Source organism: Desulfobacterales bacterium (assembly GCA_034003325.1).
In the GTDB taxonomy this organism is placed as follows: Bacteria; Desulfobacterota; Desulfobacteria; order Desulfobacterales; family JAFDDL01; genus JAVEYW01.
The window spans coordinates 1-21,998 of sequence record JAVEYW010000009.1 but is presented as its reverse complement, the minus strand read 5'-3'; the positions used below and the strand labels follow the sequence as shown (position 1 = coordinate 21,998).

Annotated in this window: 16 protein-coding genes; 11 read left to right on the top strand and 5 right to left on the bottom strand. The window is 49.1% G+C overall.

What is annotated here, in order from left to right; genetic code table 11:
- Positions 1-12 precede the first annotated feature (12 nt).
- From RBT11_10965 to bamA, 5 genes are all read right to left on the bottom strand, one after another.
- The gene (locus RBT11_10965; GenBank protein ID MDX9787291.1) at positions 13-3,264 is read right to left on the bottom strand and encodes an efflux RND transporter permease subunit; all 3,252 of its coding nucleotides are present in this window, start codon (positions 3,262-3,264) and stop codon (positions 13-15) included.
- The gene (locus RBT11_10960) at positions 3,261-4,424 is read right to left on the bottom strand and encodes an efflux RND transporter periplasmic adaptor subunit (GenBank protein MDX9787290.1); all 1,164 of its coding nucleotides are present in this window, start codon (positions 4,422-4,424) and stop codon (positions 3,261-3,263) included. The genes RBT11_10965 and RBT11_10960 overlap by 4 nt, the downstream gene beginning before the upstream one ends.
- Before the next feature lie 20 nt (positions 4,425-4,444).
- A complete protein-coding gene (locus tag RBT11_10955; protein MDX9787289.1) occupies positions 4,445-5,809 on the bottom strand; it encodes a TolC family protein in 1,365 nt (454 codons plus the stop codon).
- Positions 5,810-6,019: 210 nt separating this feature from the next.
- On the bottom strand, positions 6,020-10,231 hold the full coding sequence (locus RBT11_10950) for a translocation/assembly module TamB domain-containing protein (GenBank protein ID MDX9787288.1): 4,212 nt from the start codon (positions 10,229-10,231) through the stop codon (positions 6,020-6,022).
- A gap of 149 nt (positions 10,232-10,380) precedes the next feature.
- Complete coding sequence (gene bamA / locus RBT11_10945) at positions 10,381-12,147, bottom strand: outer membrane protein assembly factor BamA (GenBank protein MDX9787287.1); 1,767 nt, start codon at positions 12,145-12,147, stop codon at positions 10,381-10,383.
- On the opposite strand from bamA, the gene RBT11_10940 reads away from it, so the two are divergent.
- From RBT11_10940 to RBT11_10890, 11 genes are all read left to right on the top strand, one after another.
- The gene (locus RBT11_10940) at positions 12,116-12,484 is read left to right on the top strand and encodes a hypothetical protein (GenBank protein MDX9787286.1); all 369 of its coding nucleotides are present in this window, start codon (positions 12,116-12,118) and stop codon (positions 12,482-12,484) included. The two genes, bamA and RBT11_10940, sit on opposite strands and share 32 nt — an antisense overlap.
- 251 nt (positions 12,485-12,735) lie before the next feature.
- On the top strand, positions 12,736-13,719 hold the full coding sequence (locus tag RBT11_10935; GenBank protein ID MDX9787285.1) for an integron integrase: 984 nt from the start codon (positions 12,736-12,738) through the stop codon (positions 13,717-13,719).
- The gene (locus RBT11_10930) at positions 13,709-13,972 is read left to right on the top strand and encodes a hypothetical protein (protein ID MDX9787284.1); all 264 of its coding nucleotides are present in this window, start codon (positions 13,709-13,711) and stop codon (positions 13,970-13,972) included. The genes RBT11_10935 and RBT11_10930 overlap by 11 nt, the downstream gene beginning before the upstream one ends.
- 47 nt (positions 13,973-14,019) lie before the next feature.
- On the top strand, positions 14,020-15,186 hold the full coding sequence (locus RBT11_10925; GenBank protein MDX9787283.1) for a tetratricopeptide repeat-containing serine protease family protein: 1,167 nt from the start codon (positions 14,020-14,022) through the stop codon (positions 15,184-15,186).
- 193 nt (positions 15,187-15,379) lie between these two features.
- Positions 15,380-16,093 (top strand): hypothetical protein, encoded by a 714-nt coding sequence (locus RBT11_10920; protein ID MDX9787282.1) that lies wholly within the window; start codon positions 15,380-15,382, stop codon positions 16,091-16,093.
- A gap of 121 nt (positions 16,094-16,214) precedes the next feature.
- A complete protein-coding gene (locus RBT11_10915; protein ID MDX9787281.1) occupies positions 16,215-17,360 on the top strand; it encodes a hypothetical protein in 1,146 nt (381 codons plus the stop codon).
- Between the two features lie 75 nt (positions 17,361-17,435).
- Positions 17,436-18,464 carry a DUF2939 domain-containing protein gene (locus tag RBT11_10910; protein MDX9787280.1) on the top strand — a complete coding sequence of 343 codons (1,029 nt, stop codon included), beginning with the start codon at positions 17,436-17,438 and terminating at the stop codon, positions 18,462-18,464.
- A 187-nt stretch (positions 18,465-18,651) separates the two neighbouring features.
- The gene (locus RBT11_10905) at positions 18,652-19,206 is read left to right on the top strand and encodes a non-canonical purine NTP pyrophosphatase (protein MDX9787279.1); all 555 of its coding nucleotides are present in this window, start codon (positions 18,652-18,654) and stop codon (positions 19,204-19,206) included.
- Positions 19,206-19,997: an SIR2 family protein gene (locus tag RBT11_10900; protein ID MDX9787278.1), complete on the top strand. Its 792-nt coding sequence runs from the start codon at positions 19,206-19,208 to the stop codon at positions 19,995-19,997. The genes RBT11_10905 and RBT11_10900 overlap by 1 nt, the downstream gene beginning before the upstream one ends.
- On the top strand, positions 19,994-21,049 hold the full coding sequence (locus RBT11_10895; protein ID MDX9787277.1) for a hypothetical protein: 1,056 nt from the start codon (positions 19,994-19,996) through the stop codon (positions 21,047-21,049). The genes RBT11_10900 and RBT11_10895 overlap by 4 nt, the downstream gene beginning before the upstream one ends.
- A gap of 28 nt (positions 21,050-21,077) precedes the next feature.
- The gene (locus tag RBT11_10890) at positions 21,078-21,881 is read left to right on the top strand and encodes an HNH endonuclease (GenBank protein ID MDX9787276.1); all 804 of its coding nucleotides are present in this window, start codon (positions 21,078-21,080) and stop codon (positions 21,879-21,881) included.
- Positions 21,882-21,998: the final 117 nt, after the last annotated feature.

Sequence of the window (21,998 nt, the reverse complement as noted above, 5' to 3'; positions counted from 1 at the left end):
TCGTCCTTTTTTTCAGGCGTCGGGCTGTTTTTCGGAATGGCTGTGAAGATGTTCCGATTCCCATCGCTTATCCAGAAAATAAAGAATCGGCACCGCCATTCTGGAAAAGATCAGGGAGGCGATTTCGCCCGCCATCAGCGAAACGGCCAGCCCCTGAAAAATGGGATCGAACAAAATGACCGAAGCGCCCACCACCACGGCCGCGGCCGTCAGCATCATGGGCCGGAAGCGCACGGCGCCGGCATCCACCACGGCTTTATCCAATGGCATGCCCTGGCTGATGCGCAGCTCGATGAAATCGACCAGAATGATGGAATTTCGCACCACGATCCCCGCGCCCGCAATAAATCCGATCATGGAAGTGGCCGTAAAAAAGGCGCCCATAGCCCAATGCGCGGGCAAAATACCGATCAGCGAACACGGAATCGCCACCATGATCACCAGCGGCGTTGAAAAAGACTGAAACCACCCCACGACCAGCACAAAAATCAATACCAGCACAATCCCGAACGCGAGTCCCAGATCCCGGAATACCTCGTAAGTAATATGCCACTCGCCGTCCCATTTCATCGAAAACCGCTGGTCGCTATCCGGCAACCGCGCGGTGTGCTGTTTCATCGTATAGCCTTCGGGTAATTTCAAGGCATCAATCTTTTTACTCATATCCAGAATGGCATACACCGGGCTTTCCACTTCGCCGGCCACATCACCGGTGACGTAAACCACGGGCATGAGGTTTTTATGATAGATGCTTTTGTCGTTCACCTCCTTCGTGAACGTAACGAGCGCGGATAACGGGACGAGCCGCCCGCTGGCACCGGAGAGCTTGATGGCGCCCAACTGTTCAATCCCCGCTCGTGAGGCCAGCTCCGGCCACATCAGGATTTGAACATCTTCCTTTTCAAGGGGTTTATGCAGCAGGCCCACCTGACGGCCGCTCAGCGCCGCCTGCAAGGCCGCGCTGATTTTTCCGGCGGATATGCCGTTCAGCGCAGCCTTTTCCTTGTCAATCTCAACGCGGTATCGGGCCTGATCCTCTTCCATATACCAGTCCACGTCGACCACGCCCGGGGTCTCTTCAAAAATTCGCATGACTTCCGCGGCGATTTCGCGCTGCCGCTGATAATCCGGGCCGTAAATCTCCGCCACGAGGGTGGAGAGAACCGGCGGTCCGGGCGGCACTTCGGCCACCTTGACCCTTGCGCCGTATCGATCCGCGATTTCTTTCAGCGGCGGGCGCACCCGTTTGGCGATTTCATGGCTCTGAAGCTTTCGTTGCCCTTTACCCGCCAGATTGACCTGAATATCGGCCATATTCGGTCCGCCGCGAAGATAATAATGCCGGACAAGCCCGTTGAAATTAAACGGCCCCGAAGTTCCCGAGTAGATCTGAAAATCGGCGACTTCATTGACCGTCGATAGATAATTGCCGAATTCCTGGCATACCGCCGTGGTCGCTTCCAGCGTCGCGCCCTCCGGCATATCCAGCACGATCTGAAACTCGCTCTTGTTGTCGAAGGGAAGCATTTTGACGCGAACCATCCCCAGGAGCACCATCGCGCACGCACCAAGCAGCAGCCCCACCACCAGCAGCAAAAATCCCCAGCGCAATACCGGCTTGTGAAGCAGCGGGTCCATGATGCGCCGGTAGAGCCGGGTGGACCAGTCTTCGCTGCCGTGATGATCAGAACCTTCATGCCCGGCCTTTTGCTCACCGATTAACCGGACCGAGGCCCAGGGGGTAACAATAAAGGCGATCATCATGGAAAAAATCATCGCCGCGGATGCCCCCACCGGGATGGGCCGCATATAAGGCCCCATCAGCCCGCCGACAAAGGCCATGGGTAATATGGCGGCAATCACGGCCAATGTGGCCAAAATGGTGGGGTTTCCCACCTCATCCACAGCTTCTATGGCCACCTGAAGCTTCGGCCGGTTTTGATTTTCCGGCAGCCGGTAATGTCTCACCACGTTTTCAACCACCACAATGGCGTCATCCACCAAAATACCGATGGAAAAAATCAGCGCGAACAGGGTGATCCGGTTGAGCGTATAGCCGTAGAGATAAAACACGGCCAGGGTCAGGGCCAGGGTCACCGGAATCGCCAGTGCCACCACGCCCGATTCGCGATGCCCCAGGGCAAACCAGATCAGAATGCTGACCGATATCACCGCGATCAACATATGCAGCAACAGCTCGTCCGATTTTTCCTTGGCGGTTTCCCCGTAATTTCGGGTCACGCGCACCGTGATGTTATCCGGAATGATATTTCCTTTTGCACTCTCCACCCGTCTTAATACGCTGCTTGCAACGCTGATGGCGTTGGTCCCTTTGCGTTTGGCCACGGTCAGGGTAACGGCCGGGAGCAGGTCCGAATCCGTATGGCCGGACGCCTCCTTTTCCTCAAACGCCGGGCCTTGACCGAAAAACACATATTGATCCGGTTCTTCGGGGCCGTCTTCGATTTGCGCCACATCTCGCAGATATACCGGGCGAGATTCAGCCACATGCACCACCACGCGGCCCACATCATCGGTATCCCGCAAAAATCCCCCGCTGTGAACCAATATCTGCCCAACGGGTGACGGGAAACTCCCCGCATCCAGTTCCTGGTTTGCCGTCGCAATCATGCCGGCGACCTGATCGGCATCCAATCCGTACGCCGCCAGCCGGACCGGATCGAGCCGCACATAAAGCGTTCGCCGGCCGCCGCCGATCAGCTTGGTCAGGGACACATTGGGCTCGCGCTTGATCTGGTCCTCTATTTCTGCGGCGACGCGTCGCAGGGTATAATGATCCATATCCTTGCCCGTAAAGGTCAGCGCCAGAATCGGCACATCATCGATATAGCGGGGTTTGATCAGCGGCTGGCTGACGCTGTGCGGGATTCGATCAAAATTGGCCACCAGCTTTGACTGAAGCCGGACGATGGCCTGCTCCTCGGCTTCTCCCACAAAAAAGCGCACCACGGTCATGGCCATGCCGGTGCTCGATGTGGAATACACATACTCCACGCCCGGCACTTCCCAGAGGAGCTTTTCCATGGGCCGGGTGACGCGCTGCTCCACCTCCTCGGCCGAAGCCCCCGGCATGGCCACAAAAATATCGATCATCGGCACAATAATCTGCGGTTCCTCCTCGCGCGGCAGGGCAAACACGGCCGCAATGCCGAGAAGCAGGGAGGCGATAATAATCAGCGGCGTCAGTTTCGAATCGATAAAAAATTTTGCGATTTTACCCGATGGACCCAATGAATATGTCATGCCCCTTCCTCCACGCGAAGGCCGTCGGCCACATCGGAACCGGGCGAGACGATGTAGCGATCCGAATCGGTTACGCCGGAAAGAATCTCCACCTGATCCTCAAAGACGCGGCCGGTTCTGACCAGCCGAAACCGGGCGATTGAATCCGCATCCACCTTGTAGATGCCGGTCAACTGGCCGCGGGTAACGATGGCGCTGTTGAAAATGCGGATGCTTTTTTTCTCATCGCCCGGCACCAGCACCCGCGCGAATAATCCCGATCTGAGTCCGGGAATCGACGCCAGCGCCAGTTTGATTTCAACCGAACGGGTAACCGCGTCCGTTGACGGCATAATGGCCTCCACGGTTCCTTCCGCTTGCAGTTCCGAAAGCGCAGGGAAAGAAACCGGCAATTTTTGCCCCGGGTGAATGGCATGAATTTTGGCTTCCTCCAGCATAAACACCACCCGATGGCCTTCCTTTCCTTCAAGGCGAATCAGGGCTCGCCCGGGAGCGGCCAGATCTCCGGGCTCCACCATCTTTTCCATTACCACCGCATCATAGGGCGCGGATATAATCCTATCCCGTTCGGTCGCCGTTGCCCCTTGCAATCTCGCGCCGGCACTCGCCACCCGCTGCTTTGCAGCCGAGAGCATGGATTCGGCCTGAGACACCGCCGCTTTGGCGGAATCCTTCTTTGCCTTGATTTCATCAAACTCCTGGGCCGTGGCGGATTCACCCGAAACCAACTGCTGGTATCGCGCATAGGTGGCTTCGGCCAGTCTGGCATTTGCCTGAGCGACGCGCAGGGCCGCCTCAGCCGCCGCCTGACCGCGACGGGCTTCATCCAGACCCGCCAACGCCTGTTGCTGATCCGAGGAAATCTGCTGCTGCGTCATCACCACCAGCACCTGGCCCTTGGTTACGGACGCCCCCTCTTCAACCTTCACTTCCGTCACGGTGCCCATGATCTTGCTGGACAAGGTGCTGGTTAATCTGGCTTCCACCGTACCGACCGCATCTTGAAGGGACGTTCTAAATTCAGCCTGCACCATCGCGGTTTTCGCCTTAATGCCCCTTACAGAATCGGTTTTGCTCGTGCCGGGTTCGATCTTGTCCCCGCATCCGCTAATGCTCATAAAAAGGAATAATCCCATGCTTAAAAAAATGGAACGTCGCATTCCTCATCCTCCTCAATCGATTATAAATCCGACGGCACCAGTCCCGCCGCAAGCTGTAAATTGACATAGGCCACCCGGTAGTCATACAATGCCTGATACCGGTTGATACGCGCCTCTTCCAGGGCCGTTTCCGAATCGAGCAGCTCGACGATGGTCAATAGACCGTTCTTGTACCGGTCCGCGACAATTCGCCGGTTTTCTTCCGCCAGGCTCACGGCGAACTCGGTCACCCCAATGCGCTCTTTGGCGCTGCATGCCTCATAATAGGCCTGTCTTGCCTGCACTTCGATATGGGCGACCAGATCGAGGCGTTGGGCGTTGATCTCTTCAAGTGCGGCCCGGGCCTCGCGGGTTTTGGCCACATCACGGTATCCGGAAAACAGATTGACCTGCACCATGGCCCCCACCGTGTAATTGGTCGCGGATTCGTCCAACGACTCCGAATTGATTTCATAATTGCCGAAAAGCCCCAGACTCGGCAGGTGGGCCGCCTTTTGCTTGGCAATCTCTTTTTCCGCGATGGATGCCTGCTTATCCAGTTGAAGCAGCTCGGGCCGCTTGGAAAGGGCGGTGTGAATCCAGTCCTCTATAACTTGCGATTTACAGGCGGTCATCACCAGATCATCACTCGGCTCGTAATTCTCGTGCGGCGGCTCGCCCATGGCCGCATTGAGCGCCGCGATGGCGACCGCCACCCGGCTTTGGGCCGCATAGCGTTTTTGCTTTAACTCCGCAAGGCGGACCTGTGCGCGCAGCAAATCGCTTTTGACGACAAAACCGGCCTGAAAGCGTTCCGTCACCATGCGCAAGTGCGCTTCGGCCAGCAACATCGCCTGGTCGATCACCTGAGAATGCGCCGTTGCGAGCAGCAGGCTGTCGTAGGCGACAGCGGCGCCGGCCACCACCTGCTGCTTTGTTTTTTCCATATCCAGTTCGGACACTTCAGCCCCTTGCCGGGCCTGGCGCCAGCCGTACCAGGTTCGTCCGGAATCAAACAGCGGCCATTGGACTGAAAACGACCCCACAAAATTGTCGATGCCGTCGGGGTCGTTAAGCCTTGCCGGGTCAAAATCGTTTTGTGTAATGCTTTCCTGATTCAGCATGGTGCCGAAGGCCCACATGGGATTATTCGTCTGGCTGTAGCGTTCCGAAAAAGAAAGCTGCGGCAAAAACCCCGACCTTGCCTGCGTAATTCTTTCCATCGCCTGATCATGCCGATGCGCATACACGCGCATGCGGGGGTGCCCGGAAACCGCCATGCTTAAGGCGCGGGATCGTTCCAGCGGTTCGGGCGCTTCCGGTGCGGCGGCCTGAAGCATAACCGGCCACATCAGTATCAGGCCGATCCATGAAATCGGTTTTTTAAAATGCAACGGCAGGTTCATCAATGCGTATTTACTCCTTGTGCCTGATCCGGCGTTGCCGGAAGTCTGTTTTCTGCCTTGATTGAAGTAAACCGGGCGTGAATGACCTTGAATACAAACCGGTTTCACAACCGGTAGTCCGATTTCGCCACCATAAGGCAGTTAACGCCATTTTTCAAATTTTAATTTTTCGCAGGAAAGTGATTCGGCCGATATCAAGCCGGAATACCATTAAAAGTCATATTCCCAGAACAGATCCACCCCGTTATTCCGATCATTGCCCAACTGCGTCTCGACGCGGATATTGGGACTCAGCTCGTAGGAAATTTCAACCCGGTTGTGCTGATCTTCGGCAAGCCCCTGCCGGTAAAGAACAAAAATTTTCGGCCGAAGGTACTTGCCGAAGGAAACGGCTCCGGCCGCACTTTCCTCACCGGATTCGATGGCAAACGAATCAAGGAAAAACACATCTCCCAAAATGCTGCGAAGCTCATTGGCCACCATGCCCCCGGACAAACTCATCGCCGCCTTTTCGGCATTGAAGGCCTGCCCGCCTTTTAAGGAATCAGTGGATTTTCCGAACACCAGATACGAAATGATGTCGGACTGATCCATCTTGGGGTCGCTGTCCAGCGTCAGCACGAGCTTATCGGCCCTTCCGGTGAGCAAAATGATGATATCGGCATCGTCGATTTGACTCACCGCCTTGAGGTTGATCAACGGGTTCAGGTCTTCGAGCCCGATAAAACGCACCCCGCCCTGCTCGATCTTAAAAAGCCTGCCCCTGAAATTATAGGTGCCCCGAATGGTTGAAAGCTCTCCTATCAGAGTAAAGGGTTTTCCCTTCGTCTTTTTCAGCGCAATTTCTCCCGTCAGTTCCGTATTGATGTCCTGCCCTTTCAACCATGCGTTTCCGGGCACGTGCACAAGCACATCAGTGGATAAGCCTTTTAAAAACCAAGGCATTTCTTCATCATCCAGGATTTGTTGCGACCTGTTCTCTTCCGCCGCGCCGTCAACAATTAAGATCTCGGGCGGCGCTTGAGGCGCCATTTTATCCAGATTGATTTTGCTTTCCACGATGCGAATCTCCCCGGTCAACACCGGGGAAGCCGCTGGACCGGCAAGGGTCAATTCGGGGGTCAGGCGTGCCTGAATCGCTTTCTGATACGGAATATAAAACTTCTCGCCGGTCAACTGCAGATTCAGATAAGCGGGCGCAAAACCGTCCATCTCGATTTGTCCGGCGCCGCGCAGGTATCCTTCCTTTTTCCCCTTAACCAGTAATTCCCGAATGAAAATTCGCCGGTTTTCCACATCGATCTCGGCGCTCACAGTGTCGTAATTCAGCCCCTTTCCGGGGACAGCCAGATGCCCGTTCAAGAGCCGAATGTGCCCCGAAATCTCAGGCGCCGCGATTTTTCCCGCAACGTTCAGGTCCATATCGGCGAAGGCATCATAGGTCACCTCTTTGATCGCCGGAATCGGCAACGCCGAGAGCAATGTGCGGACCTTGATGAATGCCCGCATCGGGCTATTGTCAAAATCGGCCTCAAACGGCACAAGCCGTATCGGCACCGTCATGCTGCCGGCGACGGCGACTAACGGTTCGCCGTTTCGGGTCAGATCGAGCTTTAGGGTGCCTGCGCCATTCCGGTAAGCGATATCGGCGGTCAAATCCGCGGGCGTCACCTGATATCCGGCGATATTTTTGATGCCTATCCGCCCTTCGATCACCGGTGCGGTGAGGGTTCCGCTCAGGGAAACATTGGCCGAGGCAAGGCCGCTGATCTTGTCTTTCGAGTTCCACAGCCGGGATAATCGCGCCATTTCAAGTCCGCTTAACCTCATCGCCAGGCGCTGCTCGGCGTCCGGCGCAAAAAGACCGTTCATCGTCAATTCGGCCCGATTTGAAGTCACATGCAAGGCATCGACAGCCAGCAGTTGCGGTGTCAAGCGCAGAAGGATCGGCCCTTGATTGAACAGTTTTTCGGATTCCGGAAAATCCGGCCCGCTAAGCGAAAGATTCTTTATCGTGATGGATTTCGTCTCGTTTTCCAGCCCCTCCGCGGTAGCGATGAGCGTGAGGACGTTTTTGCTTTCATGCGAAAGTTCGATATCCGCTGACAGGCTTTCGCCGTCCCGGTTAACGGTGGCGTTGAGTTCAGGAAACCGGTTTCCCTTATAATCAATGCCACCTGCTTTCAAAACAGCCGATAATTGCCGTGGAACCGCCGCAACTCCCTGCCATTTTCCGTTCAGCGCGATGCTGCCCGCGGAAAGCCCCATCGCGGACAGATCGGTCCCGTCGATCTGAATCGAAAAATCCGGCGCATCAATCGCCCCGCTCGCGGTGGCGGTCACTCGGCCCCGGCCGGACAGGTTAAGCGCCGTCGGCATCTCCGGAAGAAAGCTTTTCAGCCGGCCCTCAAGCCCTTTGAGGTCGCTTACATCCGCTTGTGCGCGGCCATGCAGGGAACACGCATTCGTGTCGTACTCGCCATCGGCATGAAGCCGGACATCCCCGGTAGTGAGTTCAACCCGGTCCACCCGCAATTTTCCGGCCATCCACTCCCCTTGCACCCCGCCGGAATTCACCGTCATGCCACCGATAACGGAAGGAAAGACATTCGAATTGAAAAGAATGCGGCCGGCCTTGAGTTGATAGTTCGAGGGGAGTTGGGCCGAGGCATCGAGCGAAAGATTCACATTTGCCCCCTCGCCCTGATCCCGCAGGCGCCGCAGAAAAACACCGGGATCCACCTTTTGAAGATTTGCCGACACCTCAATGTTCTTATCGCTGTGAGGTGAAAGCAACCCCTGCCCCATCCCGCTGAACACAATCCCGCCGGCCGAGGTGGAAAAAGCCGCGTCCTTCACCGTCAGACGGTCTTTTTCCATAACGGCATTAATCTCCCCGCTGCCGATGGTAAGATCATCCACCTTTAACCGCGACTCTTTTAACCGCGCCGTGACCTTTCCCGCTGCTTTAGACAAATCGTAATCCGCGGGAAAAGAAGCGGTGAGATCGAGCTCCAGGTTGACATTCCCCCTCAGCTTTAACTGTTCCAAATAAGGGCATGCCGCCGGATTTGAATGGGACCACGAAACGGTAAATGCGCCGGTTTTATCCCCGGTATCATCGAGCACGCCCGCCAACTCCCCGCCGGCTTGAATCGCGCCGAAATTACCGTCCAACAACAGCGTCCGAATGGCGATGGAATGCCCCGAAAGCAGGGCGGCCAGATATCCTTTTGTAACCGCCACCGATGCCAATTCGGATTGATGCATCGTTATTTCCACGGTTCCATCAAATACGGGGTGAAAAGCGCCGCATTTTCCCTTCACCGAAAAATCCGCATTCAGTCCGGCCGCAAAAGCAGGCCTCTGGTAAAAAGGCATACCCGCCGGATTCCACTCTCTTACGCTGCCGGTCACGGCCAGATCCACCTCCCCCCCTGCGAGGATGGCGATCGTTCCGGCGGTGCTCACCGCGGCGTCCCCGTGGGTGAGACTTAACTGATGCTCAAATCGGTCAAAGTCCCCCTTGGCCGTTCCCTCGCCGGCCAGAGTGCCCGTAAGACCCCATTGCAGATCAAACGCACGGTCCAACGCCCCCAGGTTCAACCGCTCGCTTTGAAGCGCAAGGTCAAACGCGGGGACATCTCCCTCAAAGGACATTTCTCCGGCCACATGAACCGATGAGTCGCAAGTCTTTACATCAATCGTTTCAAACCGGAACCGCAAGGTGTCCGGATCCAATATCGCGATGCCCTTGAGCGCCGTTTCCGGTAATCGGGGAGACTTCATCGAAAAGGCGGACGCTTCAATATCGAAGCGCAACACCCGGCCGTATTTCAGTTGAAGGGCAAGCGTCGCCACCGAAATCTCCGGCCCGACCGTATCATCCTTTTGTTCGATAAAAGCGATGCCGCTATCTTTCAACACCCCCCTGCCCAGAATAAACTGGATCGCCGAGGGCACGTCATCCTCGGCCGATTCCGCGTCCGAGTTGAACATTCGGGTGAAATTAGAGGATCCGTCCGCCAAAAAACGCCACTGAATATGCAATCCGTGAATCTCAGCCGACTGAATATAAATGGTTTTTTTCAGCAATAGCGGCATCAGCCACTTGAGCGACAACCGGTCACAGGACAAAATATCACCGTCCGGATCGGACAGGCGCACCTTCTCCAGGGTCAGCTCCCGAATAAAATCGCCTTCAATCCGCCCGATTTCAACGGTGGCGTTTAAAACCCCGCTCAATTGTTCAAGTAAAACGGATTTAAGGCCAGATCTGACCGTTTCCGTTTGCAGCAAGGCCAGGGCGGCCACCCCGCAGAAAAGCACCGCGAGGCAGAGCAGGGCTGCCGATTTCAGTAAGCGCCTAATCCGGCAAAGCCGGATGCTGGAATGCTGGGATGATGGTATGCTGGGATGCATAAAAGCCATCTTTCACCTTTGGCGAACATACACGCAAAAGCGTGCGTGTTTCTGGTAAAGGGTCTGACCCGGGTTCGGGCCCGTGACGGTATTTCGGGCGGTGGTGCCGGCATGGGCTCCTTTTCAGTCATGTTCCGGTTCTCGTCCGATCAAAAGGTGTGGCCGATGCTGAAATGAATTCGCCATCGGTCATCTTCCTCGGTGAGCGGGTTTAACTGATACCCGTAATCAAGCCGAACCGGCCCGATCGGCGTGTCATATCGTAACCCGGCACCGCCCGCGTACCGCAACTTATCCAGCGGAAAGTCAAAGGCCTTTTCTTCCACCGTGCCCGCGTCCAGAAACAATACCCCGGATATCGATTCATACAAGCTGCGCCGCAATTCGATATTCGCGTTCAGAAAGGACAATCCGCCGAGCGGCGTTCCCGTGTCATCCAAAGGGCCCAGCTCCTGGTACCCATACCCGCGTACCGTATTGCTGCCGCCTAAAAACAAGCGCTTGAAAATCGGAATATAGGTGGTATTCCCGAAATCATTGATCGTCTGCGCCCGAAACCGGCATGCCACAATGGTTTGAAACCAGCTCACCATATAGGTTTTAAATTCCATATCCGGCCGGACATAAGCGATATTGGACCCGAAATACTCGGAAGCCAGTTCCACCAGGAACGAGACCGTTTGGCCCTTGGTGGGATTAATCTCGTTATCGACCGTGCTTCGGGAGACACCCAGGCCGAAAGAAGAGATAAGGTAGTCTTTGTCCTTCCGGAACTGGCGCAGTTCTTCCGGGTCGGTCACGCTGAGATCTTCCAGGTTGTTCATCTCAAGCGCATATCCGCAGATCACTTCCCAATTGGAAAGATATTTGCGTTTCAGGTCAAGCCGCCCGAATATTTTCCGATTGTCGTATGAATCAAGCGTCTCTGTTTCCGTCCCGGCTGCGGCCGAAAGCGTATTTCGCGCATCCATGAAATACGGCTGCGTATAATCGCCCTCGATTCCCTGATACAAATCCGAAAGCTTGCCGTTCAGGCTGAACCGGCCGGCCCATCCGCCGAAATTCCGGTAAATCCAACCGGTTTTGACCCGAACCCCGTCCTCGTTGCCATACCCCAATCCGAATTTAACGCTCTGCTGTTTTTTAGGTTTAAGCTCCAGGTGCAAGGGCACATGATTATCCCCGGCCGTCTTCGGGGGTTCCGTTCGAATCAATGCGGATTTAAACACATCCAGGTTAAATAAATTGCGCTGGCTCTGCTCGATCTTTCGTGTTTCGTAGGGCGCGCCGGGCGCAACCGTGACCGCCCGTTCAATGATCTCATCCTTTATCGCCATTTCCTGCTTTGAAACTTCCATCGGGCCAAACACACATTTCATTCCCGAATCAATGTCAAAGCTGATCCGCGCGGTCTCGGAAGCGGTATCCACCACCACATTAGATGTCACCTTGGCAAACGGATATCCCCGGTTTCCCAATTCCTTTTGAATCAAGACCTTGGCTTCCCTGTATTTGGCGATTTCAAACGCCGCGCCCTCTTGAACCGGCAGATTCGCGCGCAACGCCGACTCAAGGTCCATGCCCGCCGCGTTCTTCATGCGAATCTCAACGGCACTGATCTTAACCTGCGCGCCCTCGGTCACCGTAAACGTGACCTCGGCCGTATAACCCGGCGCCAGCGGTCCGGCCGCCTCCTTTTGCGCAATATCCTTCATCCGTTTAAGGCTATATTCAACCTTCACATGGAAATAACCATATGCCTGATAAAACCGCCTGATCTTGTCCACATCCTCGTGAAGATCCTCTTCGGTCAGCACCGGTTTTCGAATCCAGATTTTCAGCCGATTGGGAACCTGCGCGGACAAGGTTTCGGAAAGATCCTGTTTGGAAATGGAGTTGACGCCGCTGAATGTCACCTTGCTTAATCGAAAAGGGGATTCCTGCGCCGCTGCGGGTAAAACAGCGACGAAACCTATCAACAGAAAACAAAAGAGGCTGCATTTCATGGTAATGAGCGCTGTTCCTGAAAGCTTTTGGGTGGTTCAACCGGCAATTTTCGCCCAGATTAGCATAGATGACCGCACAATACCAGTTGGCCCTTCAACCGGCCGAATCAAAGACGCTCGTGGAATGGATAAAAAACGTCTCGGATTTCCTCTTCCAAAGCGCCTGCCATTTTTCATTTCCCTCTTGATTTTGACCGGCGAACTCTTTATGAACCATTTGAACGCGATTGAAAAACAAAGGCTTTAAAATCGCTGTTCATGTTGTGGATCATTGCAGGAAGGGTGAAAACACACTCGACCGCCGTTTTTTATGATAGCCCCACATCATAACGCCCCAATTTCACGGCGGCCAAAGCCCCCTCCATTCAGCCAATCATCCCGCAACAAATCGTTTCATCGTGGTACCCGGCGCCGGCGAACAGCTCCGGGCGGTGTTCTCATGTTCCGATAGCATATACAGAGTAATGTTTCGCGCTGCAGTTCCAATTGGTGACTTGAATGAAAACCGACAATCAACCTCCGGGGAAAAAACCCAAACTATTGGACCAGGTTCGGAATGCGGTGCGGATGCGGCATTACAGCATTCGCACGGAAGAGACATACGTCCAGTGGGTCAAGCGGTTAGTTCTGTTTCATCAAAAGCGCCATCCCCTTGAAATGGGGAGTAGTGAAATTACCCATTTTCTTTCTCATCTGGCCCATCAGAACGTGGCGGCTTCAACGCAAAACCAGGCGATGAGCGCCCTTGTCTTTTTATACAAGCATGTTCTTCAAAAGGAACCCGGTACGTTTGACGGCATCGTTTGGGCAAAACGCTCCCGAAAACTGCCAGCGGTTTTAACGAAAAATGAAGTCAAAACCCTTATTTCCCATTTGAAGGCCGACAAATGGATTATGCCGAACCTGCTCTACGGCGCGGGTCTGAGGCTCATGGAATGCCTTCGGCTGAGAGTAAAAGATATCGATTTCAGTTATCGGCAAATCACCGTGCGGGATGGCAAGGGTGAAAAGGATCGGATCACCATGCTGCCAAGCTCCGTAATAACCCCATTAAAAAACCATCTTGCGGTTGTTAAGGACCTGCACGGAAACGATCTGCGCGAGGGGTTCGGTCGCGTTCACCTGCCGCACGCCCTGGATCGAAAATACCCCCATGCAAATCGTGAATGGATCTGGCAATATGTTTTTCCGTCCGCGAAGCGCTCGATTGATCCGCGGTCGGGAGTGGAACAGCGGCACCATCTTCATGAAACGGTGCTTCAGCGGGCAGTCAAAGAAGCGGCATGGGCGGCCAAGCTAAATAAAAAGGTGGGCTGCCATACGCTTCGGCATTCATTTGCCACACACCTTCTGGAATCCGGTTACGATATTCGAACGATTCAGGAACTTCTGGGCCATAATGACGTGAAAACGACGATGATATATACCCATGTTTTAAATAGCGGCGGCCGAGGGGTGAGAAGCCCGGCGGATGATCTTTGATGAGTTGTTTAACCCTTTACCAGAAACATGCACGCTTTTGCGTGTATATTCGCCGAAGGTGAAAGATGGCTTTTATGCATCCCAGCATCCCAGCATTCCAGCATCCGGCTTTGCCGGATTAGGCTGCAGGTTTGCGCCGTATAAACAAACGGGTGAATTTGGCTTAATAGAGGTTATTGTGCTGAAATTTTTGTTAATATTGATTTTAAAAGCAAAGGCTGGATTTCGGTATAGGCGGTTGATTCCGCTGTAATTGTAATTTTTTTAGGCCGTATAATATAATGTTAGCTGGGGAATTCGATGATGAAAATAATTGTCCATGCAGCAATCCTTGCATTTATCTTGCTCATACCGATCGGATTACTGGCAGAAGACCACACTGACGAGGCCCAAGCCAACTATGGTGTGGGATTGTTGTATTCTATTAAAAAAGATTACCAAGAAGCATTCAAATGGTTTACCAAGGCAGCGGTACAGGGGCATGCGGGTGCTCAACTTAATTTGGGCCTGATGTATTACAACGGCGAAGGTATCCCAAAAGACTACAAAGAAGCGGCCAAGTGGCTCACCAAATCAGCAGAACAGGGGCGTGCAGATGCCCAAGCCTACCTGTCAACGATGTATTACATTGGCCAAGGTGTTCCTGAAGACTATGTCCAAGCTTATAAATGGTGTAATCTATCCGTTGCACAGGGTTTTGAAGGTGCTAAGAAAAATAGATATTTATTGAGAAAAGTGATGTCACCCGCCCAAATAGCCGAGGCCCAGCGGCTGAGCCGGGAATTTCGTCCACGAAAGGGTGAACACGCAACCGCGCGAGAACCGGCGGCAGCAGAGTTCAGGAACAATGGAACTGGCTTCTTTATTACAGCCGACGGATACTTACTGACCGCTTATCATGCAGTCAAAGAAGCCGCTGTACTCAACGTATGGACAAACGGCGGATTGATGCCCGCACAGTTGGTTCGTTTCGATGCCGCCAATGATATTGCACTGCTGAAACTGGATGGATTAAAAGTTGCGGCGTTGCCGGTTATATCGAGTCGAAATGTGAGAACTGGCTTAGATGTTTTTACGCTCGGTTTCCCGAACATCCAACTTCAGGGAACCGAGGTTAAATACACCCAGGGAAACATTAGTAGCCTTACGGGTGCAGGCAATGACCCGCGCCTGTTCCAGATTAGCGTGCCGGTTCAGCCTGGTAATTCTGGCGGGCCGCTTCTGGATGAACAGGGTCGGGTGATCGGGGTGGTTATCGCGAAGCTGGATGAAATATCCGCTGCACGAGCAACAGGAACTTTGCCTCAGAATGTGAACTATGCGCTAAAAAGTTCAATCGTACTAAGTTTTCTCGAATCATTGCCGGAATTGAGTGGCAGACTTGAACCGAATAGAAATAATGGGTTGAGTCGAGCACAAGTTGTGAAGCAGTCCGGTAATGCCGTGGTGATGGTCTTAGGTTATTAAACGATTGTCCTGGTGGGCCTTCATCCGAAGGCAAAAACGCTCATATCGTATTGTAACGATCGTCTGTTCAACTTACAAGGGCCATGGATTCTATTTTGCGGGTTGTTCGGGACCAAAAATCCTAAGGACTGGATATTTATGGCATCGCCTTTGTTTTTAGTAATAATTGAAGCGTGAAGATATGGCGTGCAGATTGTGCAATAAGAATATTCCACTTAGGGAATCTCATATATTTCCAGAATGGCTTTACAGACCGCTGTATGACGATAATCATCGATTCTTTGTTCTTTCCACGGATGCAAACAAAAGAAGAAGCACCCGTCCAAAAGGGATCTATGAAAGACTTTTATGCCATGAATGTGAACAGCGGTTTAGCAGGTGGGAAGGATACGCCAGGAATGTTTTCTTTGAATTGCCACTAAAAGTGATTGAAAATAATCGAGCGGTTGTATTTTCAGGTCTGAATTACGACTCTTTTAAACTATTCCAAATGTCCTTGATTTGGCGAGCATCAATCGCAAGTAGACCTGAGGTACATAGAATCGACTTGGGTCCTCACTCAGAGAGAATTCGTAAAATGCTATCCGAGGAAAGACCCGGGGAGGTTTATGAATACGGCTCAATTCTGGTGCTGCCGGCGTTGAGCCAAGAACTGATGCAGCAATTTGTTTATCCTCCTGAAAGGCTTCCCACAAAGATAGACGGCCACACGGCCTATCGAGCAGTTTTTGGCGGTTTATTCTGGCTGTTCATTGTTTCGAATCATTCGTCACGTGTTCCTCATGAAGTGTTTCTTTCAGAAAACGGGAATCTTCCTGTTTTCAAGGTTGGAGGGCCAGCCGTAAAGTTCATGCAGCAATTAGCATCAGATTTCTTCGCAGCAGGAATGTTGAATAATTCGAAATGATGCAACAAAATAGCTAACAACGGCATTAAGGGCGACGGCAAAAGGCCGCCGCGCCTTATGCCGAGCGTTATGCTCTACTTTCGTCAAATTTCAAAGTTTTATCACCAATAGGCGTCCAATATTGAAAAAAATACTTATCAAATTCAGAATTGATTTGAGTTCTCATGATGATGACAATGAAGGGGCAATTTTTCACAGATGGCTGCCTGACGGTGAAAAAAATCTTATAACTTTATCCGTCGACAATCCAAATGCTAAACTAAAAGTCTGGTTTGAACGATTCGGATTTACAGATGATTCTTTTGTACGTTTTAATCCTTCTCGAAGAGAAGTCGATTTAAAAATTATGGGGAAACAAGGTTGTCTATATTCTGGACCCCTTAATGGTCTCCTCGAACTTGATAAAATTCCGGATGATATTGCCGCGGCAATTGGTGCCTCAAGGAAAGGTGATGAAAAATATATTAAATTCACCAAAAATGTAATCAAAAATATCATATATGAGCCACTTCATAATTTTATTGAAATGCTAAGGATTAGGATGGGGCAGTATTGGTTGCATCAAATGCCTAAATTTGATTCTAGAACCCAATCTCTTGGCTATTATGCTGGTAGTGTTTTGGGTATGAAATGGCGCTTTTCTCGTGGCAGGAAATGGAAAGTTTTGGACCCCGATGGACCTGAAACAACTAAGGCTACTTTTCGAGTCGGACCTCCACCAGACTATGAACAATACATGAATAAGCGTGATTGGGAATCATTATCCAACATAGACTACACCCAAACTAACGGTGACTTATTTATTATCAGGGCGCACAGGTTATGTGATGAAGGGGATGTGCGACTTGCTTTTATAGAAGGAGTAACAGCTCTTGAATTGAGCATACATAATTTCATTAGAAAAAGGGTGGTTAAAAAAGAAATTTTAGAATCAACCAATTCCTTCAATAATCTTCCATTAAGGTCTCAATTAGCTATCTTATGTGCGGCTGTAGATGAAATACCAGAACAACAAATCGAGCTCGCGATAAAGGCTATAGAAATACGCAATGATATAGTGCATGAAGGATTTGTACCGGGTGATGCAAATAAACCTGAATTATATGTATTGCTTAGAATCGCATCTATTTTCTCTAATGATAGCGTACTTAAATTTCCTTCAAACAGATTTCATTTAACAACAGCGCCAGAAGAAATCTGGGAAAAAAATTACAAAAATAAGCATAACAAGGCTAATGCAGCCGACGCAAAAAAGCCGCGCGTCTGATTAGCAGCGTTCGCAGCACCCATGAATTTGATATGGCATACTGTAAGCAAAAACTTTTAAGAAAAGAGAGTTATAATGAAAAGATTTATGTTTGCCTTAATTGTGGCACTCGTCCTTACAGCCACCTATTTTATTGGTTCTCCTTATATTGCGGTATATAATATTGAGAATAGCATTAAAGATAATGATCCGGATAAATTGTCAGATAACGTTGACTTCCAACTTTTGAGGCAAAATTTTAAAGATCAGCTTAATTTTCATTTCATGAAATCTGCTGGTGAAACACTAAAAGATCATCCTTTCAGCGCGTTCGGAACAGCGATCGCTTCTAAATTTTCAGAGGGTTTAGTTGATTCATTAATCACCCCTTATGGCATATTGCATTTTTTACAAGGCAACTCGATTGAGTTGGCAAGCAGCAGCCAAAATCCCTCTGAAAATAAAAACATCCAATCCAAGCAGCTTTTTTATGAGGCCTCATATAAATTACAGGGTTTTAATAAGTTTACTATTAGCATCCCTATGAAAAACACTCAACCTGTTAAAAATATAGTATTTTGTTTAAAGCGTTACGGATTTAATTGGAAGGTAACAAACATAGAGTTCCCTTTTGAGGAATTATTAGCGAATACCGACCTAAAAGATCCACATATTGAAACGGGACCAAATGAGAAAAACGATAAAATATCACGCGATATCAAAGGTAATCTTAAAATTACGACCACTGATATTGACAGTCAGTTTGTTGAGAACGGCCCTGCTGGGCGATTGTTTGTCATTACAGGAAAAGCGCGAAACGGATATGGGGAAGCCCGAAGTTTGATACGGATTAACGGCAAGCTACATACAAAAGGGAAAAAGCTATCAAATTCGGAAATAGTTTATTGCGGGAATGTTATTGCCATCGCGGAACTCTCGAAACTGGGCTTGGATGAAATTAAAAGTCGGCTGGGTAACGCTAAAGGGGATAATAATGCAAACATGAACATCAAGCCAGGGGAAGACCGGCCTTTCATGATAGTGTTTTTAAACCTTCCGGAAAATCTTGAAGAATTTACTTTGGAAGTGGCAGGTTCCGAACAAGCAGTCTATGCACAACAATAAGAATGAAAGCTTGAAAGACCTGGTAATGGCCAAATGTTAAAATGGAAATGACACTGGGGCTTGTATTGATGATTCTCTGCAAATATCCGATAGGTAGTAAATTAAACTGCGAACAAGCACTTCAACCGGAGCGCAAAAAGCAGCGCCCGGTTAAGCGCGGCGTTATGGGTCTCAAAGGGACTAAATTTTGGAAATACGATTTGTAACTAAAAATCCTCATAAAGCAAAAGAAGTCGAGACAATTATAGGTGATATCGGTATCTCTATTATTCATGCTCCACTCACAATTCATGAGATACAAACAGAGGATATTCATGAAATTGTTAGGGATAAGGTGCTGAAGGCTTTTAATCAAATAGGGAGGCCAGTTTTTATAGAACATACTGGACTCTATATCGATAGTCTACAAGGATTTCCTGGAGGATTGACCCAAGTTTTTTGGGATAAATTGGAAGCAGACAAATTCTCAGAATTGCTGGGAGGACTTGAAAATACCTCATTAACTGCCAGGACCGTTATAGCATACTGTGATGCAAAAAAAATATATACTTTTGAAGGGTCAGTTGAAGGTAAAATTTCCCCTGAGCCAAAAGGTGATAGAGCTTTTCAATGGGACTGTGTTTTTATACCAAATGGATACACAGAAACTTTTGCAGAATTGGGCGAAAAAAAGAATGAAATATCAATGCGCAAATTGGCATTTGATCAGTTTAGAGAGTTTCTATTGAAGGAAATACTGTAATGGACGATTTAAAATCCGCCTATCGTGAAAGAAATGTTATTTTATTTGTCGGGGCTGGCGTATCAAAGAATCTGGGCTTGCCGGCGTGGTCTGAATTAATAGATCACATTGCTGATGAACTTGGATATGATCCTGAGATATATAAAACTTTCGGTGAAAATTTAGCTCTTGCAGAATATTACCGGGTAAAAAAAGGGAATATAGGCCCCCTAAGAAGTTGGATGGACACAAATTGGCATTCTAAAGATATCGATTTGAATAGTTCAGAATTACACAGATTGATAGCAAACATGAAGTTTCCAATGATCTATACAACCAACTATGACCGTTGGCTCGAACGTTCATTTGATCTCTATGAAAAAGAATACATCAAGATTGCAAGTGTTTCGGATATAACGCAGATAAAGGATGGAATCACCCAAATTATAAAATTCCATGGTGATTTTGATAATGATGACACAATAGTCCTCGATGAATCAAGTTACTATGAACGTTTAGAGTTTGAGACTCCTCTCGATATTAAATTAAGGTCTGATGTGCTCGGAAAGTCTGTCCTATTTATTGGTTATAGTTTGACAGATGTTAATTTGAGGTTCCTTTTTTATAAACTAGCTAAGCTATGGAAATCCAATACATGCGGGGGCGTCCAACCACGATCTTATGTTTTTACGCACAGACCTAATCCAATTCAAGAAGCAATTTTAGATCAATGGGGTATCAATATGATAACTTCTGATGAGGATGACCCACAAGAAGCACTAATTAATTTTTTTAAAAAGTTACAACCATGAATACTGAAAACAACGTTTTCTGTCATTTGCCAAAAGCAGATCTTCATGTCCATCTTAATGGTGCGATTACAACAAGCACGGCCATTCAACTCCTGGGGCCAGTGGCCGCTCAATTGCCAGAGTGGTTCAATTTAGATAATGATCTACAAATAAATGCACCAGTGAATGGATTGCAGGAATACTTCAAACCATGGTACGCACTTAAAAAATTACCATACAGCAAAGAATGTCTTTATTCGATGGTCGAATCCGCATTGATTAGTCTTGCTGACGATAATGTGCATTATGTTGAACTGCGAAACTCTCCCTTTAATATTTCGGAAATAAATCAAATACCATTAGAAAAATCCTTAGAGTGGCTTATCGAAGCAATTGAAACTGCGTCAGTTAAAGTCGGTATTGATGCAAAGCTCATATTGTCCCTCTCCCGGTATGGTTTATCCGAAGAAAAGATCAAAAAGCTCTCAAAAGCAATACAATATGTAAATTTCAGTAGCACATTAGTAGGTGTTGATCTCAGCGGAAATGAAGATTCACCAGTAATTCCAGATGTAGAAAAATTTTTCAAAAAAGCGAAAGAAGAATTCGGATTAGGAATAACAGTACATGCAGGAGAAACAGGGAAAATACAAAACATATGGTGGGCTATTAATGAATGTGGGGCTGATCGGATAGCCCATGGTTTAGCCGCTGCAGAGTCTATGACATTAATGAATGAGATTGTCGAAAGAAAAATATGTTTAGAAATTTGCCTTTGTAGTAACTATCTGACACGCTCTATTCAAAAAATGAAAGATCACCCCATTGTTGAATTTATAAAGCAAGGGGTGCCTTTTGTCCTTTGTTCTGATAACCCAAGTATAAACAATAACAACCTTAGTGATAACTATACTATGTTTAGAAGCATTACTGGAAATGATGATTGCATTGATAAAATGTATGAAAATCAGAATAGTTACTCATTCAAAAATATAAAATTAATCTCGAAACTTAACCGTAAAACCCATAACAAGGCTAATTCAGCCGACGCAAAAAGCAGCGCGGCTGATTAGCAGCGTTCGGCCACAAACTGGAGTATGAATGCCAAGCCATAAAAAAGCCAGTATTGAATCACAAAGTTTATGTGAAGATTTACTTGAAGAAGTCCGCAAATTCTTACCTACGGCAACTCGCAATGAATCAAATGATACTTGTGCTTTATATGTGCCAGGAAGGAATAGATTTGCATATGTATACCATCGATCAAAAAGTGGTTTTATTAGATGTTATTTTAGGGGAGATGTTATTGTAAAACCAGCTTTCCAATCTGGAATCACAATAAATATCCGTCCAAAAATTGAAAAGGGTTGGGATAAAGAATTCCCATATTTTGTGGAAATAAGTGATCACCACTTACTTCCACAAGTCGCGCAAATATTATGTGCAAACGCTTATCCACTCTCTGAAAAAAAGAAGTCTGGAATGAGCCAGCCTCAAACTTTTTATTTACCTGAAGAGATTCCCCAAGTTGCAGCAACTTTTTCAGAAGGCAGCGCTACAACAATTTCAATTAACAAATATGAACGGAATGTAACTGCTCGAAAGATTTGCATTGAGTATTACGGTTGTGCTTGTCAAATATGTAAATTCGATTTCTATAAATTCTATGGCAATATTGGTGAAGGACTCATTCATGTTCATCATTTAAAGCCTTTGGCACAAATTGGTGAAGGTTATCAAGTCGATCCGATAAAAGATCTGATTCCAGTTTGTCCAAATTGTCATGCAGTTATTCATCGGAAGAAAGACACGATAAGTATTGATAATATTAAATCAATAATTCAGGCGGTTAAGGCCGAACATCTATATGGCCGAGGAAGTCAAGAGAAAATAACACCCCCTTAGAATCGGATTTAGATTTTCTTTTCTTCCGTTCTTCACTGATGAAATACAAGGCCTAAGCAACAGGACCGGCATTTGGCTTTTGCTTTCTACCGTGAGCGTCAGACAAATAACACGCGC